The 22214-nt window shown below is 64.2% G+C and carries 20 protein-coding genes; 6 read left to right on the forward strand and 14 right to left on the reverse strand.

Annotated features, from left to right (window positions below; translation table 11 throughout):
- Nucleotides 1-162: 162 nt before the first annotated feature.
- Nucleotides 163-1110 (reverse strand): N-acetyl-gamma-glutamyl-phosphate reductase, encoded by a 948-nt coding sequence (argC, locus tag AB3X98_RS27850; RefSeq protein ID WP_069264239.1) that lies wholly within the window; start codon nt 1108-1110, stop codon nt 163-165.
- Nucleotides 1111-1269: 159 nt separating this feature from the next.
- Complete coding sequence (locus AB3X98_RS27855; RefSeq protein WP_342949258.1) at nt 1270-1794, reverse strand: YbhB/YbcL family Raf kinase inhibitor-like protein; 525 nt, start codon at nt 1792-1794, stop codon at nt 1270-1272.
- Nucleotides 1795-2129: 335 nt separating this feature from the next.
- On the opposite strand from AB3X98_RS27855, the gene AB3X98_RS27860 reads away from it, so the two are divergent.
- The gene (locus AB3X98_RS27860) at nt 2130-2837 is read left to right on the forward strand and encodes a response regulator (protein ID WP_069264237.1); all 708 of its coding nucleotides are present in this window, start codon (nt 2130-2132) and stop codon (nt 2835-2837) included.
- 150 nt (nt 2838-2987) lie between these two features.
- Here the strand turns inward: AB3X98_RS27860 and AB3X98_RS27865 are convergent, their stop codons facing one another.
- Complete coding sequence (locus AB3X98_RS27865) at nt 2988-3674, reverse strand: orotate phosphoribosyltransferase (RefSeq protein ID WP_028203433.1); 687 nt, start codon at nt 3672-3674, stop codon at nt 2988-2990.
- Nucleotides 3675-4052: 378 nt separating this feature from the next.
- Between AB3X98_RS27865 and AB3X98_RS27870 the strand changes: the two genes are divergently transcribed.
- Nucleotides 4053-5294 (forward strand): MFS transporter, encoded by a 1242-nt coding sequence (locus AB3X98_RS27870; protein WP_368606124.1) that lies wholly within the window; start codon nt 4053-4055, stop codon nt 5292-5294.
- A 216-nt stretch (nt 5295-5510) separates the two neighbouring features.
- Nucleotides 5511-7796: an NADP-dependent malic enzyme gene (locus tag AB3X98_RS27875; protein ID WP_368606123.1), complete on the forward strand. Its 2286-nt coding sequence runs from the start codon at nt 5511-5513 to the stop codon at nt 7794-7796.
- Nucleotides 7797-7886: 90 nt separating this feature from the next.
- Here AB3X98_RS27875 and AB3X98_RS27880 read toward each other — a convergent pair whose 3' ends face one another.
- A complete protein-coding gene (locus tag AB3X98_RS27880) occupies nt 7887-11489 on the reverse strand; it encodes an indolepyruvate ferredoxin oxidoreductase family protein (RefSeq protein ID WP_342949238.1) in 3603 nt (1200 codons plus the stop codon).
- Between the two features lie 420 nt (nt 11490-11909).
- Here AB3X98_RS27880 and AB3X98_RS27885 point away from each other — a divergent pair, with 420 nt between their 5' ends.
- Nucleotides 11910-12098, forward strand: a complete 189-nt coding sequence (locus AB3X98_RS27885) for a hypothetical protein (RefSeq protein WP_028203437.1) — start codon at nt 11910-11912, stop codon at nt 12096-12098.
- Nucleotides 12099-12244: 146 nt separating this feature from the next.
- On the opposite strand, the gene hppD is transcribed toward AB3X98_RS27885, so the two are convergent.
- Nucleotides 12245-13342, reverse strand: a complete 1098-nt coding sequence (hppD, locus tag AB3X98_RS27890; protein WP_368606122.1) for a 4-hydroxyphenylpyruvate dioxygenase — start codon at nt 13340-13342, stop codon at nt 12245-12247.
- Nucleotides 13343-13482: 140 nt separating this feature from the next.
- Here hppD and AB3X98_RS27895 point away from each other — a divergent pair, with 140 nt between their 5' ends.
- Nucleotides 13483-13977: an Lrp/AsnC family transcriptional regulator gene (locus AB3X98_RS27895; RefSeq protein ID WP_028203439.1), complete on the forward strand. Its 495-nt coding sequence runs from the start codon at nt 13483-13485 to the stop codon at nt 13975-13977.
- An 83-nt stretch (nt 13978-14060) separates the two neighbouring features.
- Here the strand turns inward: AB3X98_RS27895 and AB3X98_RS27900 are convergent, their stop codons facing one another.
- The 8 genes from AB3X98_RS27900 to paaA all read right to left on the reverse strand — a co-directional run bounded on the left by AB3X98_RS27900 (nt 14061) and on the right by paaA (nt 20384).
- Complete coding sequence (locus tag AB3X98_RS27900) at nt 14061-14726, reverse strand: GNAT family N-acetyltransferase (protein WP_368606121.1); 666 nt, start codon at nt 14724-14726, stop codon at nt 14061-14063.
- 266 nt (nt 14727-14992) lie between these two features.
- Nucleotides 14993-15595, reverse strand: a complete 603-nt coding sequence (locus tag AB3X98_RS27905) for a TetR/AcrR family transcriptional regulator (RefSeq protein WP_069264222.1) — start codon at nt 15593-15595, stop codon at nt 14993-14995.
- 6 nt (nt 15596-15601) lie between these two features.
- Complete coding sequence (locus AB3X98_RS27910) at nt 15602-16426, reverse strand: DUF1835 domain-containing protein (RefSeq protein ID WP_368606120.1); 825 nt, start codon at nt 16424-16426, stop codon at nt 15602-15604.
- Between the two features lie 165 nt (nt 16427-16591).
- On the reverse strand, nt 16592-17680 hold the full coding sequence (paaE, locus tag AB3X98_RS27915) for a 1,2-phenylacetyl-CoA epoxidase subunit PaaE (protein WP_069264219.1): 1089 nt from the start codon (nt 17678-17680) through the stop codon (nt 16592-16594).
- A 1-nt stretch (nt 17681) separates the two neighbouring features.
- Complete coding sequence (paaD, locus tag AB3X98_RS27920; protein ID WP_028203443.1) at nt 17682-18215, reverse strand: 1,2-phenylacetyl-CoA epoxidase subunit PaaD; 534 nt, start codon at nt 18213-18215, stop codon at nt 17682-17684.
- A 29-nt stretch (nt 18216-18244) separates the two neighbouring features.
- A complete protein-coding gene (paaC, locus tag AB3X98_RS27925) occupies nt 18245-19051 on the reverse strand; it encodes a 1,2-phenylacetyl-CoA epoxidase subunit PaaC (RefSeq protein WP_368606119.1) in 807 nt (268 codons plus the stop codon).
- 9 nt (nt 19052-19060) lie between these two features.
- On the reverse strand, nt 19061-19345 hold the full coding sequence (gene paaB, locus AB3X98_RS27930; protein ID WP_028203445.1) for a 1,2-phenylacetyl-CoA epoxidase subunit PaaB: 285 nt from the start codon (nt 19343-19345) through the stop codon (nt 19061-19063).
- A gap of 40 nt (nt 19346-19385) precedes the next feature.
- Entirely contained in the window at nt 19386-20384 is a 999-nt protein-coding gene (paaA, locus tag AB3X98_RS27935) for a 1,2-phenylacetyl-CoA epoxidase subunit PaaA (RefSeq protein ID WP_368606118.1), read from the reverse strand.
- A gap of 266 nt (nt 20385-20650) precedes the next feature.
- Here paaA and AB3X98_RS27940 point away from each other — a divergent pair, with 266 nt between their 5' ends.
- Nucleotides 20651-21910 (forward strand): SGNH/GDSL hydrolase family protein, encoded by a 1260-nt coding sequence (locus AB3X98_RS27940; protein WP_368606117.1) that lies wholly within the window; start codon nt 20651-20653, stop codon nt 21908-21910.
- A gap of 80 nt (nt 21911-21990) precedes the next feature.
- On the opposite strand, the gene AB3X98_RS27945 is transcribed toward AB3X98_RS27940, so the two are convergent.
- The coding region (locus AB3X98_RS27945; RefSeq protein ID WP_368610346.1) for a hypothetical protein at nt 21991-22214 on the reverse strand (224 nt) is incomplete at its 5' end.

The raw sequence follows: 22214 nt of genomic DNA on the forward strand, positions 1-22214 counted from the left end.
TTCTTGTCTCCTCCATGTCTCCTCTGATATGGATTCAGCCCGCCAACCATTGGCGGGCTTTTTTTCGTCTGCAGGTTTTGCCTTGGCGCAAGACGAGGGCGTGGGGCAAAAAAAACCGGCTCAGCGAGCCGGTTTTTTGTTTGCGCTGCGAGTCCCGCTGCTTCAGGCATGCAGGCCGGTATTTTCAGCCGCGCCAATTGCGAGATTCATGCACTGGATCGCTGCGCCCGAAGCGCCCTTGCCCAGGTTGTCGAGGCGGGCAACGGTGACGAATTGCTCGTCGTTGCCGAACACGAACAGGTCGACACGGTTCGTGTCGTTGTTCGCCTGAACGTCGAACATGCCGGCGTCGAGGTTCTCATCGGCGTTGAACGGCGCCACGCGCACGAACGGCTCGCCTGCGTAGTACTCGGCGAAGAGCGCCTGCACGTCCTGCGGCTTGGCGCCGCGCGTGAGCTGCTTCGGCGAAAAATAGGTGGTGACCGAGAGGCCCTTGTAGAACGGCCCGACGATCGGCGTGAACACCGGTGCCGACTTCAGGCCGCCGTGCACCGCCATTTCCGGCAAATGCTTGTGCGTGAGGCCGAGCGCGTACGGGCGCGGGCTCGCGAGCTTCGCGTTGCCGCCTGCTTCGTACTCCGCAATCATCTTCTTGCCGCCGCCGCTGTAGCCGGTGAGCGAGTAGCTGTGCGCGGCGAAATCCGGCGCAACGAGGCCGGCTTCGACGAGCGGACGCATGGCGAGAATGAACGCCGAAGCGTGGCAACCGGGCACGGCGATGCGCTTCGATTTGCGCACCTTGTCGCGTTGGGCTTTGGTCAGCTCGGGCAGGCCGTAGGCCCAGTCGGCCTGGGTGCGGAACGCCGTGCTCGCGTCGATCAGCACGGTGCGATCGTTTTCGACGAGCGAGGCCGACTCGCGCGAGGCGACGTCGGGCAGGCACAGGAACGTCACGTCCGAAGCGTTGATGAGACGGCGGCGTTCTTCGACATCCTTGCGCTTCGCATCGTCGATACGCAGGATCTCGACGTCGGCGCGCGGCGACAGGTATTCAAAAATCTTCAGGCCGGTCGTGCCTTCCTGTCCGTCGACAAAAACTTTCGTGCTCATCTCAGTCTCTCTGAACGCGGGGATTGGGGGCGCCATCACCCAAGGCGATGCTGGAACGGTATTTTAAGACGTCATGCGGACGCGCGTGTGAACGCGTCCGGAAAAAATCGGGGCCTACCCGTAAGCGCTCAGACGCTCGCCGCGCGCAACCGCCCCCGCTCAGCGGCCGTACGTGACGGTGATTTGTGCGCTTCCGAGCGTCGAGCCACTGATCTCGCGATCGAACAGCGCTGCCGGGCGGCCTTGTGCGAGCGGCAGCGCTTCGACGTTCAGCGCATAGACAGTGACGACGTAGCGGTGGGGACTGCCCGGCGGCGGGCACGGTCCACCATAGCCGTCGATGTTGAAATCGTTGCGCGCCTCGATCGCACCAAGCTTGCGCAACGCGCCCGTGGCGCTGGCGTTCTCCGGCAGGCTCGTTACGCGCGCCGGAATATTCGCGACGGCCCAGTGCCACCAGCCGCGTCCTGGCGCGTCGCGATCGAAGATCGTGATGGCAAAGCTCCGCGTGGCTGCGGGAGCATTGCGCCAGGTCAAACTGGGGGACTCGTTGGGTCCATTGCAGCCCGCATCGTTGAAGACCTGGCGCGGGCCGATTTTTCCGCCGTCGCTGAAATCGGCGCTCGATACTGTGAATTTTTCACCTGCATAGGCTAAATTGGCTGTCGCCACAACGCTCGCCATCGCGAGCCACGCGCATAGGCGCGCACGGCGCGCGCAACCTGGCTGAAAGTCATATGGAGTACGCATCAGCGAGCTCTCCTGCATGTTTGTGAAATTCCGGCCACGTTTTTCTGAAGGAAACATTTGAATTGTTCGATGGTCCGACTCTGATCCAATATAGCGGTATAAGCGAGCGAGCTTTCGCTTGCGCGCGTACCAGGTGCGCGGGAGGATTTCGTTATAGTCGTATATTCTCCCGCTTAGGCACGTGGAGCTGTCGGACGCCGGAACAACAAGCGAAATGTGGACTGGCCGAGCGCCAAAGCAACAAGCAGGTTTGCCTACACGGAGGGCTAATGCAGCAACCAATCAGGGTCGTAGTCGCCGACGATCATCCGGTGATCTTGTTTGGTGCGGAACATGCACTGCTCAACTTTCCCGGCATCAAGGTCGTAGGGCGCGCCCGTCAGTCCACCGAACTCGTCAAGGCGTTGCAAGCCGGTCCCTGCGACGTGCTGGTGACCGACCTTGCCATGCCGGGCGGCCAGTACGGCGACGGTTTGCCGCTCATCGGCTACCTGCGGCGCAACTTCCCTAACGTTCCCATCGTCGTCCTCACGATGCTCGAAAATCCCGCGTTGCTCAAACGCCTCGGTGAACTCGGCGTGTTCGCGGTGGTGCACAAATCCGACGACCTGAGCCACATCGGCCTCGCGGTGCAGCATGTGAGCCGCAATCTCGAATACATGAGCCCACAGGTCAAGACCGCGCTCGATCAACTGCGCATCAACAGCGGCGGGAAAACCGATGAAGTGATTCTCTCAAAGCGAGAACTCGAGGTCGTGCGACTCTTTGTTTCGGGCATGACGATTAAAGAAATATCCGAGAAGCTGAACCGCAGTATTAAGACTATTAGTACTCAGAAGAACACGGCGATGCGCAAGCTCGGACTCGATCGAGACTCCGAACTGTTCCAGTACGCGCAGAGCAATGGCTTGCTCAATCTCTCCTCGTACGCGCCCAATGTGCCCGAAGCGGGCGGCGAGGCAGAAACGGCGCATTGATCCTGCCGCGCGACATTCGCTCGACATTCGCTCGACGTTCGCTCGACGTTCGCATTACACCGCTGCACCAGCCAGAAAAAAGGCCATCTGCCCAGAGGCAGATGGCCCTTTTGCCACGCGCTCACGCTTGTGCGAGCGCGATTCGAGCGCTTACTGCGGTGCCGACGTCGCGCCGCCGTGCGCAGCCGACCACTCGGCCGGTGCGTGCAGGAATTTCTCGACTTCGTCGAGCGTCTTCGTTTCGAAGTAGCCCGACTCCTTGGCGACGCGCAGCACGTCCCACCAAGTGGCGAGCGCGTGCAGGTCGACGTCGATGTCCTTCAGGACCGAGACGCTTTCCTTGAAGATGTTGTAGTGGAACAGCACGAAGCAGTGGTTCACCTGCGCGCCGGCCGTGCGCAGCGCGTTGATGAAGTTGATCTTGCTGCGGCTGTCGGTGGTCAGGTCTTCGACGAGCAGCACGCGCTGGCCTTCGGTGAGCAGACCCTCGATCTGCGCGTTGCGGCCGAAACCCTTCGGCTTCTTGCGCACGTACTGCATGGGCACCATCAGGCGGTCGGAGAGCCAGGCCGCGAACGGAATGCCCGCAGTTTCGCCGCCGGCCACGGCGTCGATCTGTTCGTAGCCGACGTCGCGCAGGATCGTGGCTTCGGCCATTTCCATCAGGCCGCGGCGCACGCGCGGATACGAGATCAGCTTGCGGCAGTCGATGTAGACCGGGCTCGCCCAGCCGGAAGTGAAGATGAAGGGCTTTTCGGCGTTGAAGTGCACGGCCTTCACTTCGAGCAGCATTTTCGCGGTTGCGTCCGAGATCGTCTGGCGATCGTAGCCTGTCATGGGCGAATCCTTGGATATGAGTGCGAGAGGAGGGTGGGCGCGTGGCCCGGTGGCGCTGGCACGGCGGGCGCGAAGCGTGGCTTCGGCGTCTGCGGTGCGCGGCCCGGGGGCGTGGATCGCCTGACCTTTTTCACTGCATGGGGTCAAGGCGACTCGCCCGGTCCGGACGGCTTCTCTTGCGCGCGTAGGCCGGTATTTTACCCGACTTGACGACTGCCGACGAGTCGCGCGGGCAAGCGCCGGCAGCGATGTGGGGCGCGAACGCCGGCGGCGCTGCGCTATGTGCGCCTGGCGTCGCGGTTGTGACGGCCCGGCCACGCCTTTACACTCACGCCGGTTTGCGCTCCCCGTGCACGTACGTTTCTCAGGATTGCCCACATGACCGCCGTTTCTACCAACCCTGCTGCCGCCACGCGCAGCCACGCCCTGCGTGCGCTGGTCGCCGCCGTGCTCGGCTACACCATGGACGGCTTCGATCTGCTGATGCTCGGCTTCATGCTGCCGGCGATCAGCGTCGATTTGCATCTGTCCGGCGCGCAGGCGGGCGCGCTCGTCACCTGGACGCTCGTCGGCGCTGTGATGGGCGGTATCGTGTTCGGGCTGTTGAGCGACCGCTACGGCCGCGTGCGCGTGCTCACGTGGACCATTCTGCTGTTCGCCGTCTTCACCGGCATGTGCGCGCTGGCGCGCGGCTACGGCGACTTGCTCGTCTACCGCACGATCGCGGGCATCGGGCTGGGCGGCGAGTTCGGCATTGGCATGGCGCTCGTCGCCGAGGCATGGCCCGCGCAACTGCGCGCGCGGGCGTCGTCGTATGTCGGGCTCGGCTGGCAGCTGGGCGTGCTTGCCGCGGCGCTGCTCACGCCGCTGCTGCTCCCGCTGATCGGCTGGCGCGGCATGTTCGCCATCGGGCTGCTGCCGGCGGTCGTCTCGTTCGTGGTGCGGCGGCGCGTGGAGGAGCCCGAGCTTTTCATCGCGCATGCGCAGCGCATGGCCGCTGCCGCCAGGGCCGAGCGCCCCCGCGCCCTGCGCATGCTCGTGGCCGATGCGCGCACCGCGCGCGCGAGCCTCGGCGTAGCCGTGCTCTGTTCGGTGCAGAACTTCGGCTACTACGGGCTCATGATCTGGTTGCCCGCGTACCTTTCGAAGTCTTTCGGCTATTCGCTCACGAAGTCGGGGCTGTGGACCGCCGCGACGGTTGCCGGCATGGCGCTCGGCATCTGGCTTTTCGGCATCGCCGCCGACCGGTTCGGGCGCCGGCCCGCGTTCCTGTTCTATCAGGCCGGCGCCGTGGTCATGGTATTCGTCTATGCGCAGCTTTCCACGCCGTTCGCGCTGCTGATCGGCGGCGCAGCAATGGGCGTGTTCGTCAACGGCATGATCGGCGGCTATGGCGCGCTCATCTCCGAGTTGTATCCGACCGCCGCACGCGCCACCGCGCAAAACGTGCTGTTCAACATCGGCCGCGCCGTAGGCGGCTTCGGGCCGCTCGCCGTGGGCGCGCTGGCCGCGCGCTATTCCTTCACGGCGGCGCTCGGCATGCTCGCCGCCATCTACGTGCTCGACATCCTCGCCACCCTCTTTCTGATTCCCGAACGCCGCGGCGCCATGCTCGAATGAGCAGCGCGCAACCGTAAGACAAAAGCGCGGAAGTATCCCGCAATATCGGCCGCGCGAATTCCCGGTATCAGTCTTTGACCCACGTGGACGCGAACGGCGCCAGGTGTACACTATTCGGCCCTGCTGGAACGCTCGTGCCGTGCGGGCCGGCGGGCCTACGACCATAAAAGATTCTCTCTCACGTCTCTCACCTCTCACGTCCAGGCAGGCCTGAAAATGGATGAACAACTGAAGCAAAGCGCGCTCGCGTATCACCAGAATCCGAGGCCAGGCAAGATCTCGGTCACACCGACCAAACCGCTCTCGAACCAGCTCGATCTTTCGCTTGCTTATTCGCCCGGCGTTGCGGCCGCGTGCATGGCGATTCACGAAGAACCGCTCGATGCGCAGAAATACACCTCGCGCGCGAACCTCGTCGGCGTCGTGACGAACGGCACGGCCGTGCTCGGCCTCGGCAATATCGGCCCGCTCGCGGCCAAGCCGGTGATGGAAGGCAAGGGCTGCCTTTTCAAGAAGTTCGCCGGCATCGACGTGTTCGACATCGAACTCGACGAAACCGACCCGGACAAGCTCGTCGAAGCCATCGCGATGCTCGAGCCCACGCTCGGCGGCATCAACCTCGAAGACATCAAGGCGCCCGAGTGCTTCTACATCGAGAAGAAGCTGCGCGAGCGCATGAAGATTCCGGTTTTCCACGACGATCAGCACGGCACGGCCATCATTGCTTCGGCGGCGATTCTCAACGGCCTGAAAGTGGTCGAGAAGAAACTCGATGAAGTGAAGCTCGTGTGCTCGGGCGCGGGCGCAGCGGCGATCGCGTGTCTGGACCTGCTCGTGAATCTCGGTCTGAAGAAAGAGAACGTCCTCGTCACCGACTCGAAGGGTGTGATCTACGAAGGCCGCGGCAATCTCGATCCGTCGAAGGCGCGTTACGCCGCCAACACCGAAGCGCGCACGCTCGGCGACGCGATCAAGTCCGCCGACGTGTTCCTCGGCTGCTCGAGCGCAGGCGTGCTCAAGCCCGAGATGGTCAAGGAGATGGGCGACAAACCGCTGATCCTCGCACTCGCGAACCCGGAGCCGGAAATCCGCCCGGAAGACGCGAAGAAGGTGCGCCCGGACGCGATCATCGCCACGGGCCGTTCGGACTATCCGAACCAGGTCAACAACGTGCTGTGCTTCCCGTTCATCTTCCGTGGCGCGCTGGATGTGGGCGCGACGACCATCACGGAAGAGATGAAGCTCGCGTGCGTGCGCGCGATCGCGGAACTCGCCGAGGAAACCGATCAGGGCGACGAAGTGGCGAAGGCCTATGAAGGCCACACGCTCGAGTTCGGCCCGGAATACCTGATTCCGAAGCCTTTCGACCCGCGCCTCATCATCAAGATCGCGCCGGCCGTGGCGCAGGCCGCGATGGATTCGGGCGTGGCCACGCGCCCGATCCAGGACATGGAAGCCTACCGCGAGCAACTGGGCGCGACCGTGTATCGCTCGGGCATGGTGATGCGTCCGGTGTTCGCGGCGGCGAAGGCCAACTGCGCGCGCATCGTGTTCGCCGAAGGTGAGGACGAGCGCGTGCTGCGTGCCGCGCAGTTCGTGCTCAACGAGAAGATCGCCAGGCCGATCATCGTGGGCCGTCCGTCGGTCGTGGAAATGCGCCTGAAGAAGATGGGCTCGAAGCTGCGTCCGGGCACCGACTTCGAGATCGTCGATCCCGAAGACGATCCGCGCTTCCAGAAGAGCTGGCAGGCGTACCACGAACTCGGTGCGCGTCAGGGCATCACGCCTGAAGTAGCGAAGGCTTCGGTGCGCAAGTTCAACACGCTGATCGGCGCGATTCTCGTGCACCTCGGCGACGCCGACGGCATGGTCTGCGGCCTGCTCAACAGCTTCGACTATCACCTCAAGTTCATCGATCAGGTGTTCGGCAAGGCGAAGGAAGCCGGGAACTACGCCGCGATGAACCTGCTGATGCTGCCGGGCCGCAACATCTTCATCAGCGACACCTACGTGAACGAAGTGCCGAGCGCCGAGCAGCTCGCCGACATGACGATCCTCGCCGCGCGCGAAATCGAGAAGTTCGGCATCACGCCGAAGGTCGCGCTGCTTTCGTCGTCGAACTTCGGCAGCGTGCGTTCGTCGACCGCGCAGCGCATGCAGGCCGCACGCGAGCTGATCGCCGCGCGCGATCCGCAGCTCGAAGTGGACGGCGAAATGCACGGCGACGCGGCGCTCTCCGAGCTGATCCGCAAGCAGTCGTTCCCGGGCACGACGCTCACGGGCGAAGCGAACCTGCTGATCATGCCGAACGTGGAAGCGGCCAACATCGCCTACAACCTGCTGAAGGTGATCGGCGGCGAAGGCGTGACGGTCGGCCCGTTCCTGCTGGGCGCGTCGAAGCCGGTGCACATCCTCACGCCGGCGGCCACCGTGCGACGCATCATCAACATGACGGCGGTGGCTTCGGCGAACGCGAACGTGGCGAAGGCTGCAGCGAAGTAAATCGCTTTGGCGTGAATCGCCTGATGTGAAAAGGGCGCTCCGTATTGCACGGAGCGCCCTTTGCTTTTACCGCCTCGAATCAGGTGAGCGTCAAGCCGCGTGCCGCGCCGCGCCGTTTTCCGGCGAGCGCCATTTCGCGAGCAACGTGGCCCACTTCGCGCGCGCGGCCTTGAGGTTGTTCTCCTTGATATGGCCGTAACCGCGAATCGCGTCGGGCAGGTTCGCGAGTTCCAGCGCGAGCGGCAGATTCGCTTCGCTCAGACCGCCGATTACTTCGCGCATCAGCGTTTCGTACTCGCCGATCAATGCGCGTTCGTGACGGCGTTCCTCAGTGCGGCCGAACGGGTCGAGCGCCGTGCCGCGCAGGAACCTGAACTTCGCGAGCACGCGCATGGCCGTGAGCATGCGCGGGCCATACTGCTTCTTCACGAGCTGGCCTTTGTCGTCATGCTTCGCGAGCGAGGGCGGCGCGAGATGGAAATTCACCTTCCAGTCGCCTTCGAAGCTCGCCTTGATCTTCTCGATGAACGCCGGGTCCGCGTAGAGGCGCGCGACCTCGTACTCGTCCTTGTACGCCATCAGCTTGTGCAGGTTCTTCGCAACAGCCTCGGTGAGCGGAGACTGGCCGTCGACGTGCTCGAGCTTCGCTTCGGCCTCGCGCACGCTTTCGACGAACGCGCGATAGCGCCGCGCGTATGCCGCGCTCTGATACGCGGCGAGATACTGCGCGCGCTTTTCGATGAGCGTGTCGAGCGCCTTTGGCGTGTGCAGCGAGACGATCTTTGCGCCGGCCGCTTCGGCGTTCTGCTCGGCCATCGGCTTCTTCACGAGCTGATCCACGGCGGCGCGATCGTGCGCCACGCGGCGGCCCCATTCGAACGCCGCGAGATTCTTCTCGACCTGCACCGCGTTCAACTCGATCGCGCGCACGAGCGACTCGTGCGTGAGCGGCAGCCAGCCCTTTTGCCACGCGTAGCCGAGCACGAACGGGTTCGTGTAGATCGCGTCACCGAGCAGCGCGAGCGCGTAGCGGTTCGCATCGACGGTCGCGACGTGGTCCGTGCCCGCCGCGGCGCGCACGTCGGCTTCGGTGTTGGAGCCCGGGAACTGCCACTGCGGATTCTTGATGAACTCGGCGGTCGGCGTGGGCGCGCTGTTGAGCACCACGTGCGTCATGCCTTCCTGCATGCGCGAGACGCAGTCGTCGCCGGCCGTTACGATCGCGTCGCAGCCGATCACGAGGTTCGCCTCGCCCATGGCGATGCGCGTCGCGTGGATGTCGCCGGGGCGGTTGGCGATCTGCACGTGGCTCATCACCGCGCCGCCCTTTTGCGCGAGGCCGGTCACGTCGAGCACGGTCACGCCCTTGGATTCGAGGTGCGCGGCCATGCCGAGCAACGCCCCAATCGTCACCACGCCGGTGCCGCCCACGCCCGTCACGAGCACGCCGTAGGGGCGGTCGATAGCGGGCACGTCGGGCGTCGGGACGGTCGGCATCGCTTCGTTCGCGACGCTGCTCGTCTTCGGCTTGCGCAGCTGGCCGCCTTCCACCGTCACGAAGCTCGGGCAGAAGCCCTTCAGGCACGAGAAGTCCTTGTTGCAGGTGGACTGGTTGATCTGGCGCTTCGTGCCGTATTCCGTATCGAGCGGCTCGACGCTCAGGCAATTCGACTGCACCGAGCAATCGCCGCAGCCTTCGCACACGGCCTCGTTGATGACCACGCGCTTCGCCGGGTCCGGATACGTGCCGCGCTTGCGGCGGCGGCGCTTTTCGGTGGCGCAGGTCTGGTCGTAGATCAGGATCGTCGTGCCGGGAACCTCGCGCAGTTCGCGCTGGATCGCATCGAGCTGGTCACGGTGGTGGATCGTCACCCCCGGCGCGAGCTTCGTGGCGGGTTCGCCTTCGTACTTTTCGGGTTCGTCGGTGACGATCACGATCTTTGCTGCACCTTCGGCGGCGACCTGATGCGTGATCTGCGGCACCGTGAGCGTGCCGTCGACCGGCTGGCCGCCCGTCATCGCGACCGCATCGTTATAGAGGATCTTGTAGGTGATGTTCGCCTTCGAGGCGATCGCGGCGCGGATGGCGAGCAGGCCCGAGTGGAAGTAGGTGCCATCGCCCAGATTGGCGAACACGTGCTTGTCGTTCGTGAACGGCGCCTGGCCGACCCACGCCACGCCTTCGCCGCCCATCTGGCTGAAGGTGCTCGTACCGCGGTCCATCCACACCGTCATGTAGTGGCAGCCGATGCCGGCCATCGCGCGCGAGCCCTCGGGCACGTTCGTCGATGTGTTGTGCGGGCAGCCCGAGCAGAACCACGGCTTGCGCTCCGCCTGGACGCGCGGCTTCGCGAGCGCCTTTTCCTTGGCCTCGATCACGCTCATGCGCGCCGCGATACGCGCGCGCACGTCCGAGGGCAATTCGAACTTGTCGAGCCGCGTGGAGATCGCCCGGGCGATGATCGCCGGCGACAGCTCGTAGTGCGCGGGCAGGAGCCAGTTGCCCATCGGCACCGACCATTCGCCACCCGCACCGTCCTTTTCGTCGAACTTGCCGTACACGCGCGGACGCTGGGCGTCGGGCCAGTTGTACAGCTCTTCCTTGATCGCGTATTCGAGAATCTGGCGCTTTTCCTCGACCACGAGAATCTCTTCGAGGCCGCGCGCGAAGGCGTGCGCGCCCTGCGCTTCGAGCGGCCACACGCAGCCGACCTTGTAGAGCCGGATACCGATGCGCGAGCAGGTTTCGTCGTCGAGGCCGAGGTCGGTGAGCGCCTGGCGCACATCCAGATACGCCTTGCCGCCCGTGATGATGCCGAAGCGCGCGTGCGGCGAATCGATCTCGATGCGGTCGAGCTTGTTGGCGCGCACATAGGCGAGGCCCGCGTACCACTTGTAGTCGAGCAGACGCGCTTCCTGTACGAGCGGAGGATCGGGCCAGCGGATGTTAAGGCCGCCCTCGGGCATCGCGAAGTCTTCGGGGAGGATGATGTTCGTGCGATGCGGATCGAGCTCGACCGACGCCGACGATTCCACCACGTCGGTCACGCATTTCATTGCAACCCAGAGGCCCGAGTAGCGGCTCATCGCCCAGCCATGCAGGCCGAAGTCGAGATATTCCTGGACGTTCGAGGGGAACAGCACCGGTAGTCCGCAGGCCTTGAAGACGTGCTCCGACTGGTGCGCGAGCGTGGACGATTTGGCCGCATGGTCGTCGCCGGCGAGCACGAGCACACCGCCGTGCGGCGACGAGCCGGCGGAGTTGCCGTGCTTGAACACATCGCCGCTGCGGTCGACGCCCGGGCCCTTGCCGTACCACATCGAAAACACGCCGTCGTATTTCGCGGACGGGTACAGGTTCACCTGCTGCGAGCCCCACACGGCGGTCGCGGCGAGGTCTTCGTTCACGCCTGGCTGAAAAACGATCTGATGCGCGGCGAGATGCTGCTTCGCCTTCCAGAGGGACTGATCGAGACCGCCGAGCGGCGAGCCACGATAGCCTGAGATGAACCCCGCGGTATTGAGACCGGCGGCCTTGTCGCGCTCCTGCTGCAGCATCGGCAGGCGGACCAGCGCCTGGATGCCGCTCATGTACGCGCGGCCGCGTTCGAGGGTGTATTTATCGTCGAGCGTGACGGAAGCGAGTGCGGCTTCGAGCGAAGCGCGCTGACCTGCGTCTAGCGGGGCATTCATTATGTGTCTTCCTCCATCCAACCAATCCGTTGTGGGATCGCCAGAACTTCAGGGCCTCGGCATCTTGTGAATGCTCTGGCCGGGGTCGCCATATTGGCTTCTTTCTTTCGATAGTAGCACTCGGATAAACCCGCCGCTTCGAGCCTCGGAGCGCAGCGCCGCACTCCGCTGCATGTTTCGGGCCCGCGGCGCCTTGTCGCGCAAGTGGCCTGAAACCCCTGTGTAATAACGGATGTATCGAATTCCTCAGAGGAGTAACAACGTGTGGAGTAACAACGTGTAAAACTTGCACTACTTGGGAACCGGACTTGAATATCCTGTCTAACTCCCTCACCTGTGCGAACCGCGCAGCTTCCCTGGCTGTTAACAGTTATTAAAAGGGGCACTACTGCAACAGGCAGTCTAAAAAAGGAGTCCAGCATGAATAATCGACATATCCAGACCTTCCTGACGGTCTCGGCTGCGTTCTTTGCCATGAGCGCGCCGCTGCATTCGAACGCCAGCACAAAGAGCGGCGAGAATGCGACGACCCGATGCGCCCAGTACACGCTGAGCATGAAGGCTGATACGAACGCCATGCCGGCCGCGAAGGCCGAACGCAAATCCTGATGCCGCGCTGATCCGCGCAGTATTCCATTCACCCGAATCCGGCGCCGGGGTGTGCGGCGGCGGATTCAAAAGTCAAAAAGGGCGAAGATCGCGCGATCTTTCGCCCTTTTTGTTTGGCTTTGGCCGAAATTACTGATGCGAGTGCGTCATGCCTTGTCCTGCACCACGCCCCGGCGGATCTGATCGAGTTCGATCGATTCGAACAGCGCCTTGAAGTTGCCCTCGCCGAAGCCCTGGTTGCCCTTGCGCTGGATGATCTCGAAGAAGATCGGGCCGATCTGGTTCTCCGTGAAGATCTGCAGCAGCAGGTCTTCGGGCATGCCGTCGATCAGGATCTTGCGCTTCTTGAGTTCTTCGAGCGGCTCGGTATGGCCCGGAATGCGGCGGTTTACGAGCTCGTAGTACGTGTCGATCGTGTCGAGCAGCGCGATTTCGCTGGCGCGCAGGCGGTCCACGGTGCGGTAGATGTCGTTCGTGCCGAGCGCGATGTGCTGGATGCCTTCGCCGTGATAGGCGTCGAGATATTCCTGGATCTGGCCTGCCGTCTCGCCGCCTTCCTCGTTGATCGGGATGCGGATCTTGCCGCAGGGCGAGGTCATCGCCTTCGACTTCACGCCGGTGACCTTGCCTTCGATGTCGAAGTAGCGGATTTCGCGGAAGTTGAAGAGGCGCTCGTAGAACTCGGCCCATTCGTTCATGCGGCCGCGATGGACGTTGTGCGTGAGGTGGTCGATATAGGTGAGGCCGTGGCCGACCGGGTTCTGCTCGGCGCCCGCGATCGGCTCGAAGTCGACGTCGTAGATGCTGATGTCGCCAATGCTGCCCGGCGCCGCGCCGTTCTTGCCGCGCCAGCGGTCGACGAAATAGATCAGCGAGTCGCCAATGCCCTTGATGGCCGGAATGTTCAGCTCCATCGGGCCGGTCTTGTTGTCGAAGCCCCACGCGCCAAGTTCGAGCGCGTGCTTGTAGGCCTTGGCGGCGTCCTGCACGCGGAAGGCGATCGCGCAGATCGACGGGCCGTGCAAACGCGCAAAGCGCTGGGCGAACGAGTCGGGTTCGCCGTTGACGATGAAGTTGATATCGCCCTGACGATAGAGCGTCACGTCCTTGTGGCGATGCCGCGCGATGGCCGTGAAACCCATGCGTTCGAACAGTTTGCCGAGCGCCTTGGGGTCCGGCGCGGTGTATTCGATGAATTCGAAGCCGTCGGTGCCGACGGGGTTCTCCCAGTTGGGGACCTGCATGGTTGTCTCCTGGCTGACGTAGATCAGATTTCGTGCTGCACAGTGTAGTCCGCCGTATTGGGAGAAAACTTGCGAGTTGGGTCGCATTGCTGTCGATCTACGCTATAAACTGCCTTAAATGAGTGTTGAGAAGGCAGAAAATGGCAAGTATCGAATTGGACGCGATCGACAGGCGCATCCTGGCGATCCTTCAGGAGAATGGCCGGCTCTCGAACCAGGAGATTGCCGAGCGCGTGAATCTCTCGCCGAGCCCGTGTTTGCGGCGCATCCGGCGGCTGGAGGAAAGCGGCGTGATCCGCAGCTACGTGGCGCTGCTCGATGCGCAGAAGCTGGGGCTCGACCTGCTCGCCTACGTGAACGTGCGGCTGGAAAAGCGCGGGCCGACGGCGGCGGGGCGCGAAGGCGTGACGCACGCCGAGCTGTTTCGTGCGGCGGTGCAGACCTGGCCGGAGGTGGTGGCCTGCCACGCGATGACGGGCGACATGGATTTTCTGCTGCGCGTGCAGGTGGAGGATATGGCGCACTTCTCGCGCTTCGTGCAGGACCAGTTGCTGCACCATCCTTCGGTGATCGACGTGAAGTCCAGCTTTTCGCTCGACACGTTCAAGGAAACGACGGCTTTGCCGATCCGCTGACTGCGCGGCGCCGTGCAGCAGACGCAAAAAAAGCGGCCGAGGCCGCTTTTTTCAATGCATCAGTCTGTCCCGAAGGGCAGGAGTCACGCCGCGACAGCCTGCGGCAGGATCGTTTCCATCAGCTTGCTGGCCTGGCGCGCCTGACGCTTGAGCGCGTAGTCGAACACGGCGGCTTGTTCCTGGAGCATTTCGGCGATGATGCTGCTCTGGTCGGCCGGCTCGAGCGAGAGATAAGCGTCGGCTTCGCCATACGCGTACTCGATCTTCATGCCCGACTTCTTCGCGATGTGCATCATCGTCGAGTTGCGCGACAGGCAGTGCATGTAGAGCGTGGTGACGTGCGTGTTGCGGCTGCGGATGGCGGCGCGCTCGAACAGCTTCGAGCCGATGCCCTGGCCGCGCGCGCTTTCCTGCACGGACACGCCGAACTCGGCCGTGCGGCCGTTGCCGTCCGCCGGCAGGTAGGCCAGATGGCCGACGCCCACGAGTTGCAGCTGGTGGTCGAACACGCCGAACACGGTGTCGCGCGTGAAGTCCATCGAGCGCACGTACTTTTCGATCACGTGGTCCGGCGCGGCCTGGCCGAAGCGCAGCAGGCGGTCGTCGCTGTCGAGCGAGAGAAAGTGCGCGAGCAGGCGTTCGCGGTCTGCCGAGGTGAGCACTCGCACCATGACGGGCGCATGACCGGACGTCAGCGGACGAGCGGACGACATGATCGGCACGTTGGCTTGGGTCGAAAGCGGGTTCATGATGGGTTCTCCTTGGAATGCATGCCGCATGATGCAGCGCAAAACGCATTCTAGCGGAAACCCTGGGTGCGCTCTAGGGAAAACCCGGAGTGCAAATTTGAGTGTTGCGCCTAATTAATAAAAATATGAGCGCAAGCGACTGATTATTAACGCTTATTCTGAATGGGTCGTTTGACTCGTCAACTGTTGTCCTGACGCATCATGTCGCGTTGCAGCAATCTGGCCCCGAAAAGTTCTGTCGCCCGGAGCACCGTCCCAAGCCATCTTCAGGCGCCCTTCAGACCGTGATCGACCATGGCGATCACCTGCTCGGCGAAGTCGCGATATCCCATGCGGCCGCCGGGTTTGAGCCACGTAAACGTCCAGTTGATCATGCCGAACACCATCATGGTCAGCGCAGTCTGGTTTTCGCTCGTGACGTGGCCCGGATACGCGCGCGCGAGTTGGCGCGTAAATGCGGCGACCACGTCGCGCTGGCGGTTCAGGATGATCTCGCGCTGGGCGTCCACGAGGTATTTGACGTCGTTCAGGAGCGCCACGTGGCGGCTGTGCGAGGTTTCGTACTCGGCGAGAAACGCGCGAATCAGCTCCGCGAAGCTCTCGCGCTCGTCGTGACCGCGCCGCTGGCTTGCGCCTTCGACCTCCGCGATGATCAGCATGAGCCGCTTGGTGTAGCGATCGAGCAGGTCGAAGAGGATCGCTTCCTTGCTCTCGTAATAGTGATAGAGCCGCGCCTTCGAGGTGCCGCTGGCGGCCGCGAGATCCGACATCGAGGTGCTCGGGTAGCTCGTCTGCGCAAATTTGGCGGCGGCGAGCTCGAGGATCTGGTCGCGTTGGGTTTCGTGGTCGGGCGCTCGGGTGCGTGCCATGGGAATTCAGCGGGGGAGGGAAAGGTGCGCGGCGGTTTGCGGCAGCGGCGGACGCGCGGCGCGCGCGGCAGCGGCGAGCGGGGCGCAGGCGGCGCACATATCGTCGCGCAGGCGCAGTTCTTCGGCCGCGCACAACTCGCGCAGGCGCCACAGCACGACCGGCTCGCCAACCGTGAAGCCGGCGCCGCCACGCGTGAGCGCTGCGCCGAGCACGTCGCTGGCGAGCCAGGAAGCGTCCGCCGGACGGTCTTCATGGGCGTCGAGCACGTCGAGGATCATGGCGTCGAGGTCGCTCCACGTGCCGCTCGTAAAGGTGTTGTCGCGCCAGCGGCGCGTCTCGCCATTGGCGAACTTGGCTTCCTGCCACTCCAGCGCGAGACGCGTGATGCGCAGGACCGAGATCGGCGCGGCGTCCGGCAAGCGCGCCTCGATGCGGGCTGCGGCGTTCGGGCCCGAAATTTCGTCGGCAGTCAGACGCACTTCATTCAGGCGCTGCGGGACGTCGCGCAAGCGGTAGCAGACCCGCCGCAACGCGAGCTGGTGGGCGGCGTCGTGCGTGTGCCAGAACACCACGTGGGAATCGTCGGCTTCGAGCTCACCCAGCGCCGCACAGTCGTCGTGGGCGAGGGTTGGCGGCGCATCGCTCAGGCGCTCCCAGAAGGCGGCGCGTTGCGCGACGCCTGGGTCGCCCGCCACGTCGATGTTGCGCAACGGACCGACCGTCAGGTCGTCGCGCAGGGCGATCACGCGGTCCGGACGGCCTGCCGCTTCGAGAGCCTGTCGTAGCGCCGTCACGGCCGGCTCGCCGTAAATGAGGTGAATCGTGGTCATCGACAACTCGTTGCGTTCACGCTGAACGCCCTGTAAGCCCGAAAGCACGCAAATAACAAAAGGAGCCGCCCGCGGGTGTTGCAGCGCTGCGCTGCAACACCCGCGGGCGGCCCCTAGTGTAAGCGGATCGCCTGCGGGCCGAAAGCGTGCTGTTGCTCTAACGCCTTAACGTTCGTCGAAACTCACGACCACACGCTCGCTCACCGGATGGCACTGGCAGGTGAGCACGAAGCCGTCCTTCACCTCCTGCTCCTCGAGCGTGTAGTTCTTGTCCATCTTCACTTCGCCTTCGAGCACCTTGGCGCGGCAGGTGCAGCACACGCCGCCCTTGCACGCGTAAGGCAGCGCCAGACCCGCCTTCAGGCCGACGTCGAGCAGGCTTACGCCCTCGTACGGCAGGCGCATCTTGCGCTTCTTGCCGTCGATGACGATTTCGAGGTCGGCCGCCGGCGTGTTTTCGGTGATCTCGACGTTCGGCACGCCCGCCTGCGGCAGCGGCGAGCCGAAGCGCTCCACGTGCACCTTCTGCGGCGGTACGCCCGCGTCCTTGAACGCGGCTTCGGCGGCGTCCATCATCGGGCCGGGGCCGCAGATGAAGGCTTCGTCGATCTCGTCGGCGGGCAAGAGCGTTTCGAGGAACGCCGCGCACTTGGCCTGATCGAGCACGCCGTTGAAGAGCTCGACGTCCTGCAGGTCGTCCGAGAGCACGTGATAGAGGCGGAAGCGGCTCATGAAGCGGTTCTTCAGGTCTTCCAGCTCTTCGGCGAACATGATCGAGTCGACGCTGCGGTTGCCGTACACGAGCGTGAACGCGCTGCGCGGCTCCGTTTCAAGCGTCGTCTTGATGATCGCGAGCACGGGCGTGATGCCCGAACCGCCCGAGAACGCCACGTAGTGCTTGCCGTGCTCGGCATTCAGGTGCGTGAAAAAGCGGCCATCGGGCGTCATCACGTCGATCTCGTGGCCGGGCGCGAGCTGGTCGAACGCGAAGTTCGAAAAACGCCCGCCGCGCACGCGCTTGATGCCGATGCGCAGCTCCCCATCGCGGTCGTAGTCGGTGACGCCCACGCAGATCGAGTACGAACGACGCGTTTCTTCGCCATCGATGTGCGTCTTGAGCGTCACGAACTGCCCCTGGGTGAAGCGAAACGCCTCGCGCAGCTCGGGCGGGACTTCGAAAGCGACAGAGACCGCGTCCGCGGTTTCGGGCCGCACTTCGCGGATGCGCAGCGAATGGAATTGCGGAGTGGCCATATCAGTACGGTTTGAAGTAGTCGAAGGGTTCGCGGCAGTCGATGCAGCGGTAGAGCGCCTTGCACGCGGTCGAGCCGAACTGCGCGAGGCGTTCGGTGTGCTGCGAGCCGCAGTGCGGGCAGGCGGGCGCGGGCAACGGCTTCGGTTTCGCGATGAAGGTGATCGGCTGTTCGGCCGATTGAGGCGCGGAGCCGCAGTTGCCCGTGGGCGGCGCGATGCCATAGGCGCGCAGCTTCTCGCGCGCTTCGTCGGTGATCCAGTCGGTGGTCCACGCGGGCGTGAGGGTCGTCGCGATGCGGTAGGGCGCGAGCGCGGCGGCGTCGAGCGCGTGCGCGACGTCCTCCGCGATCTGCGACATCGCCGGGCAGCCGGAGTAGGTGGGCGTGATGACCACTTCGATCTGGCCGTCGTCGGCGCGGCGCACGTCGCGCAGAATGCCCAGTTCGCGGATCGACACGACCGGAATCTCCGGATCGGGCACCGATTCCAGCACTTCCCAGGCGCGTTCGAGCGCGTGATCTGCCGTTGCTTGCATCGTGACTTCCTCTGTTCCTGCGGGGGTGCTTACCAGCGCGCGTCCGGGTGCTGGCGCGCGAGACTCTGCATCTCGGCCAGCACGAAACCCATGTGCTCCGAGTGCTCGCCGTGCTTGCCGGTCGTGACGTGCAACACCGGCGCGGGCATGGCGAGCGTGGCTTCTTCGAGCGCGGCTTCCACGTCGGTGCGCCACGCCGCTTCGAACTGTGCGGCGAGCGGCGCGATGCCGGCTTCGGCCACGGCCGTTTCCACGGCATCGGTGCTGAAGAATTCCCGCGTGTACGGCATCAGCCAGTCGATGGCGGCCTGGGCGCGGCGGTGCGATTCGTCGGTGCCGTCGCCGAAACGGATCAGCCACTCGCGCGCATGGTGCACGTGGTAGCGCGTTTCCTTGATCGAGCGCTCGGCGATCGCGGCCAGTTGCGGGTCGGCGGAGCGCAGCAGCGCGGTCCACAGATGCCCCATCAGCATGGCGTAGAGGAAATTGCGCACGATTGTCACGGCGTAGTCGTTGGCCGAATGCGTCGTGCCGGCGAGCGGGCCGAAGTGCGGCAGTTCTGCGAGCGTGTAGTTCGCGAACTCGCGCTCGGCGCGGAAGTAGGCGTAGTCGTCCTCGGTGCGATCGCGGCCGGTGAGCGCCTTTTCGAGCGTGGCGGCATGCGTGTAGAGCAGGCGCGCCTGACCGATCAGGTCGAGGCTCATATTGGCGAGCGCGATGTCTTCTTCGAGGATCGGGCCGTGGCCGCACCATTCCGTGTTGCGCTGACCGAGGATCAGCGCCGTATCGGCGAGGCGCAGCACGTACGCGAGTTGTTCAGGCGTGGGCGTCGTCATGTTGCGCTCTTACATGTGGTTGACTTCGTCGGGCAGCGTGTAGAACGTCGGGTGGCGATAGATCTTGTCGCCGGCCGGCTCGAAGAGCTCGGCCTTTTCGTTCGGATCCGATGCCGTAATTGCCGACGACGGCACCACCCAGATGCTCACGCCTTCCTGGCGGCGCGTGTAGACGTCGCGCGCCATGCGCAGCGCCATCGAGGCGTCGGAGGCGTGCAGGCTGCCACAGTGCTTGTGGTCGAGGCCCTGCTTGCTACGCACGAACACTTCCCAGATCGGCCATTCCTTGTTCATCGTGGATCTCCTTCCTTCCTGATTCATGTATGAGGTGTGCTCAAGCTGCGTGCTTTTCGGCGCGCTGACGTTGCTTTTCGGCGTGGGCGAGGGCCGCTTCGCGCACCCAAGCGCCTTCGTTGTGTGCCTTCACGCGCGTGCCGAGACGCTCGCGGTTGCACGGGCCGTCGCCGTTCACGACGCGCCAGAATTCTTCCCAGTCGATCGTGCCGTAGTCGTAGTGGCCGCGCGCTTCGTTCCATTTCAGATCGGGATCGGGCAGCGTGACGCCCAGCACCTTCGCCTGCTCGACCGTCGCATCGACGAACTTCTGGCGCAGGTCGTCGTTCGAGATGCGCTTGATGCCCCATTTGGCCGACTGGTTGCTGTGGACCGAATCGGCGTCGCTCGGGCCGAACATCATCAGCACCGGCCACCACCAGCGGTTCACGGATTGCTGAACGAGTTCGCGCTGCGCTTCGGTGCCGCTCATCATGGCGAGCAGGGCGTCGAAGCCCTGACGCTGGTGGAACGACTCTTCCTTGCAGATGCGGATCATGGCGCGCGCGTACGGGCCGTATGTGCAGCGGCACAGCGGAATCTGGTTCATGATCGCCGCGCCGTCCACGAGCCAGCCGATCACGCCGACATCGGCCCACGTGGGCGTCGGGTAATTGAAGATGCTCGAGTACTTGGCCTTGCCGGCGTGCAGGGCGTCGACGAGCTGGTCGCGCGATACGCCGAGCGTTTCCGCCGCGCTATAGAGATAGAGGCCGTGGCCCGCTTCGTCCTGCACCTTGGCGAGCAGGATCGCCTTGCGCTTGAGGCTAGGCGCGCGCGAGATCCAGTTGCCTTCCGGCAGCATGCCGACGACTTCCGAGTGCGCATGCTGCGAGATCTGGCGCACGAGCGTCTTGCGGTAGGCGTCGGGCATCCAGTCCTGCGGCTCGATCTTGCCGTCGGCGGCCATGATGGCGTCGAACTGCGCCTGCTCCGGCGAGGTTGCGTCCGCGTCGAGCGGGGCAACATTGCCGGGGATGTCGAGGGATTGCGTGTACATGGAGACGCTCTCGTCGAAGTTGGGTATGTCGCGCAGTATAAATCAACCGACCGGTCGGTAAATGAATTTTTTGAGGTAGGGCAAAGAAATTCAGGTCTATCGCTGAGTTTTAGTGGGGCAGCAGCAGGATTGCCTGGGATTTGTTGGTGCGGGCGGCTTGTACGTGGGTTTTCGCGTGGTTTCGTGCGCTGGATTGTCAGGTGGATGGAAGGCTGCGCACCGGGCCATGGGGCACAATGCCCCTTTGCCTGCGCACTCGTTCACGGATGAAGATTTCTTTTGCTCCCCTCGCGGCCGCGGCCGCTTTGTTCATTTCGCTTGGCGCCACGTCTCCGGCGTTCGCGGATCAAGCCCCGAGCCCCTGGGTCACGAGCTGGGCGACGGCGCTGCAGTCGATTCCCGAGCGCGACGCGCTCCCTGCGCTGTACCGTGCGCCCGAGGTGGCCGGACGTACCGTTCGCCAGATCGTGTATCCGACGCTGGGCGGCACGGTCGCGCGGGTGCATGTGAGCAACCTCTATGGGCGCACGCCGCTCGTGATCGAGGCGATGGCGATTGCGCCGTCGGCCGGCGGCGCGGCGGCGAGCGAGGCGGGCACGGTGCACGTGACCTTCGGCGGGCGGGCGTCGGTGTCGGTGCCGCCCGGCGCGGCGCTCGATAGCGATCCGGTCCAGATCGATCTGAAGGCGCACGCGCCATACGCGATCAGCTCCTATATGGGAGCCGAGCAAAAGATGGTTGCGTGGCACCGCGTGGCGAGCCAGGTGAATTACGTCTCTCGTCCGGGCAATCACGTCGCCGATCCGTCGATTGGCGCGTTCACCCAGCGCTTTACGCAGTACGCGTGGGTGACGGGGCTGGCGGTCGAGGCGCCGGGGGCGTCGACAGTCGCGGCGATCGGCGATTCCATTACCGATGGCATGCGTTCCTCGCTCAACCAGAACCGTCGCTGGCCGGACGCGTTGGCGCGCCGCATCGCCCAGTCGCAGCGCACGGATCTCTCCGTGATCGATCTCGGGATCAGCGGCAACCGGGTGCTGAGCGATTCGCCTTGCTATGGCGAGGCGCTCGAGCGGCGCTTTGGCCGCGACGCACTCGGCCATCCGGGCGTGAAGACCGTGGTGCTGCTCATCGGCATCAACGACATCAACTTCCAGGCGATGCCGGCGCGATCGGGCCTCGACTGCGACTTTCCTCATACGCACGTGGACGCGAACGACCTGATCGCGGGCTACCGCCGCGTGATCGCGCAGGCACATGGGCGCGGCGTGCGCATTTTCGGCGCGACACTCACGCCAGCTTCACTGCCGCCGGAGCGCGAGGCAATCCGCACGGCGGTGAACCAGTGGATTCGGACGAGCGGGGCGTTCGACGGCGTGGTCGACTTCGATGCCGCGCTGCGGGACCCGGCAGATCCGGCGCGACTGCGTTACGGCTATGACAGTGGCGACCACATCCACCCAAGCGATGCGGGCTACGCGGCGATGGCGAATGCGGTGCCGCTGGAGGTCCTTACCCGCAAGTGAGGAATATTTTCGCCACCCCCTTGCACAGCGCTGGCGGGGGCGATAAGATTCGCCCCCTTCGCAGTTCGATGTCTCCGACGTCAGGGCAGCGAGGGCCGCCGCGGAAACCGGCGGACGCAGGAGTCAGCAAGCTTTTTCAAGCGGTGAGCGAAAAAAAGGGGTTGACGAAGCGAAAAGGATTCTTCATAATCTCGTTTCTCTGCTGCTGACGCAGCAACGCAGAAAGAAGCCGGTAGTTGAGCAGTTTTAACGGCGCTTTCGCGATCGATCTTTAAAAATTTACAGCCGATAAGTGTGGGCGCTT

It is taken from the genome of Paraburkholderia sp. BR14312 (assembly GCF_040948675.1).
GTDB classification, from domain to species: Bacteria; Pseudomonadota; Gammaproteobacteria; order Burkholderiales; family Burkholderiaceae; genus Paraburkholderia; species Paraburkholderia nodosa_A.

What these genes read in the sequence shown, in the direction of transcription:
- argC (WP_069264239.1), bottom strand. Translation starts at nt 1,110, where the DNA reads ATGAGCACGAAAGTTTTTGTCGACGGACAGGAAGGCACGACCGGCCTG.
- AB3X98_RS27855 (WP_342949258.1), bottom strand. Translation starts at nt 1,794, where the DNA reads ATGGCGAGCGTTGTGGCGACAGCCAATTTAGCCTATGCAGGTGAAAAA.
- AB3X98_RS27860 (WP_069264237.1), top strand. Translation starts at nt 2,130, where the DNA reads ATGCAGCAACCAATCAGGGTCGTAGTCGCCGACGATCATCCGGTGATC.
- AB3X98_RS27865 (WP_028203433.1), bottom strand. Translation starts at nt 3,674, where the DNA reads ATGACAGGCTACGATCGCCAGACGATCTCGGACGCAACCGCGAAAATG.
- AB3X98_RS27870 (WP_368606124.1), top strand. Translation starts at nt 4,053, where the DNA reads ATGACCGCCGTTTCTACCAACCCTGCTGCCGCCACGCGCAGCCACGCC.
- AB3X98_RS27875 (WP_368606123.1), top strand. Translation starts at nt 5,511, where the DNA reads ATGGATGAACAACTGAAGCAAAGCGCGCTCGCGTATCACCAGAATCCG.
- AB3X98_RS27880 (WP_342949238.1), bottom strand. Translation starts at nt 11,489, where the DNA reads ATGAATGCCCCGCTAGACGCAGGTCAGCGCGCTTCGCTCGAAGCCGCA.
- AB3X98_RS27885 (WP_028203437.1), top strand. Translation starts at nt 11,910, where the DNA reads ATGAATAATCGACATATCCAGACCTTCCTGACGGTCTCGGCTGCGTTC.
- hppD (WP_368606122.1), bottom strand. Translation starts at nt 13,342, where the DNA reads ATGCAGGTCCCCAACTGGGAGAACCCCGTCGGCACCGACGGCTTCGAA.
- AB3X98_RS27895 (WP_028203439.1), top strand. Translation starts at nt 13,483, where the DNA reads ATGGCAAGTATCGAATTGGACGCGATCGACAGGCGCATCCTGGCGATC.
- AB3X98_RS27900 (WP_368606121.1), bottom strand. Translation starts at nt 14,726, where the DNA reads ATGAACCCGCTTTCGACCCAAGCCAACGTGCCGATCATGTCGTCCGCT.
- AB3X98_RS27905 (WP_069264222.1), bottom strand. Translation starts at nt 15,595, where the DNA reads ATGGCACGCACCCGAGCGCCCGACCACGAAACCCAACGCGACCAGATC.
- AB3X98_RS27910 (WP_368606120.1), bottom strand. Translation starts at nt 16,426, where the DNA reads ATGACCACGATTCACCTCATTTACGGCGAGCCGGCCGTGACGGCGCTA.
- paaE (WP_069264219.1), bottom strand. Translation starts at nt 17,680, where the DNA reads ATGGCCACTCCGCAATTCCATTCGCTGCGCATCCGCGAAGTGCGGCCC.
- paaD (WP_028203443.1), bottom strand. Translation starts at nt 18,215, where the DNA reads ATGCAAGCAACGGCAGATCACGCGCTCGAACGCGCCTGGGAAGTGCTG.
- paaC (WP_368606119.1), bottom strand. Translation starts at nt 19,051, where the DNA reads ATGACGACGCCCACGCCTGAACAACTCGCGTACGTGCTGCGCCTCGCC.
- paaB (WP_028203445.1), bottom strand. Translation starts at nt 19,345, where the DNA reads ATGAACAAGGAATGGCCGATCTGGGAAGTGTTCGTGCGTAGCAAGCAG.
- paaA (WP_368606118.1), bottom strand. Translation starts at nt 20,384, where the DNA reads ATGTACACGCAATCCCTCGACATCCCCGGCAATGTTGCCCCGCTCGAC.
- AB3X98_RS27940 (WP_368606117.1), top strand. Translation starts at nt 20,651, where the DNA reads ATGAAGATTTCTTTTGCTCCCCTCGCGGCCGCGGCCGCTTTGTTCATT.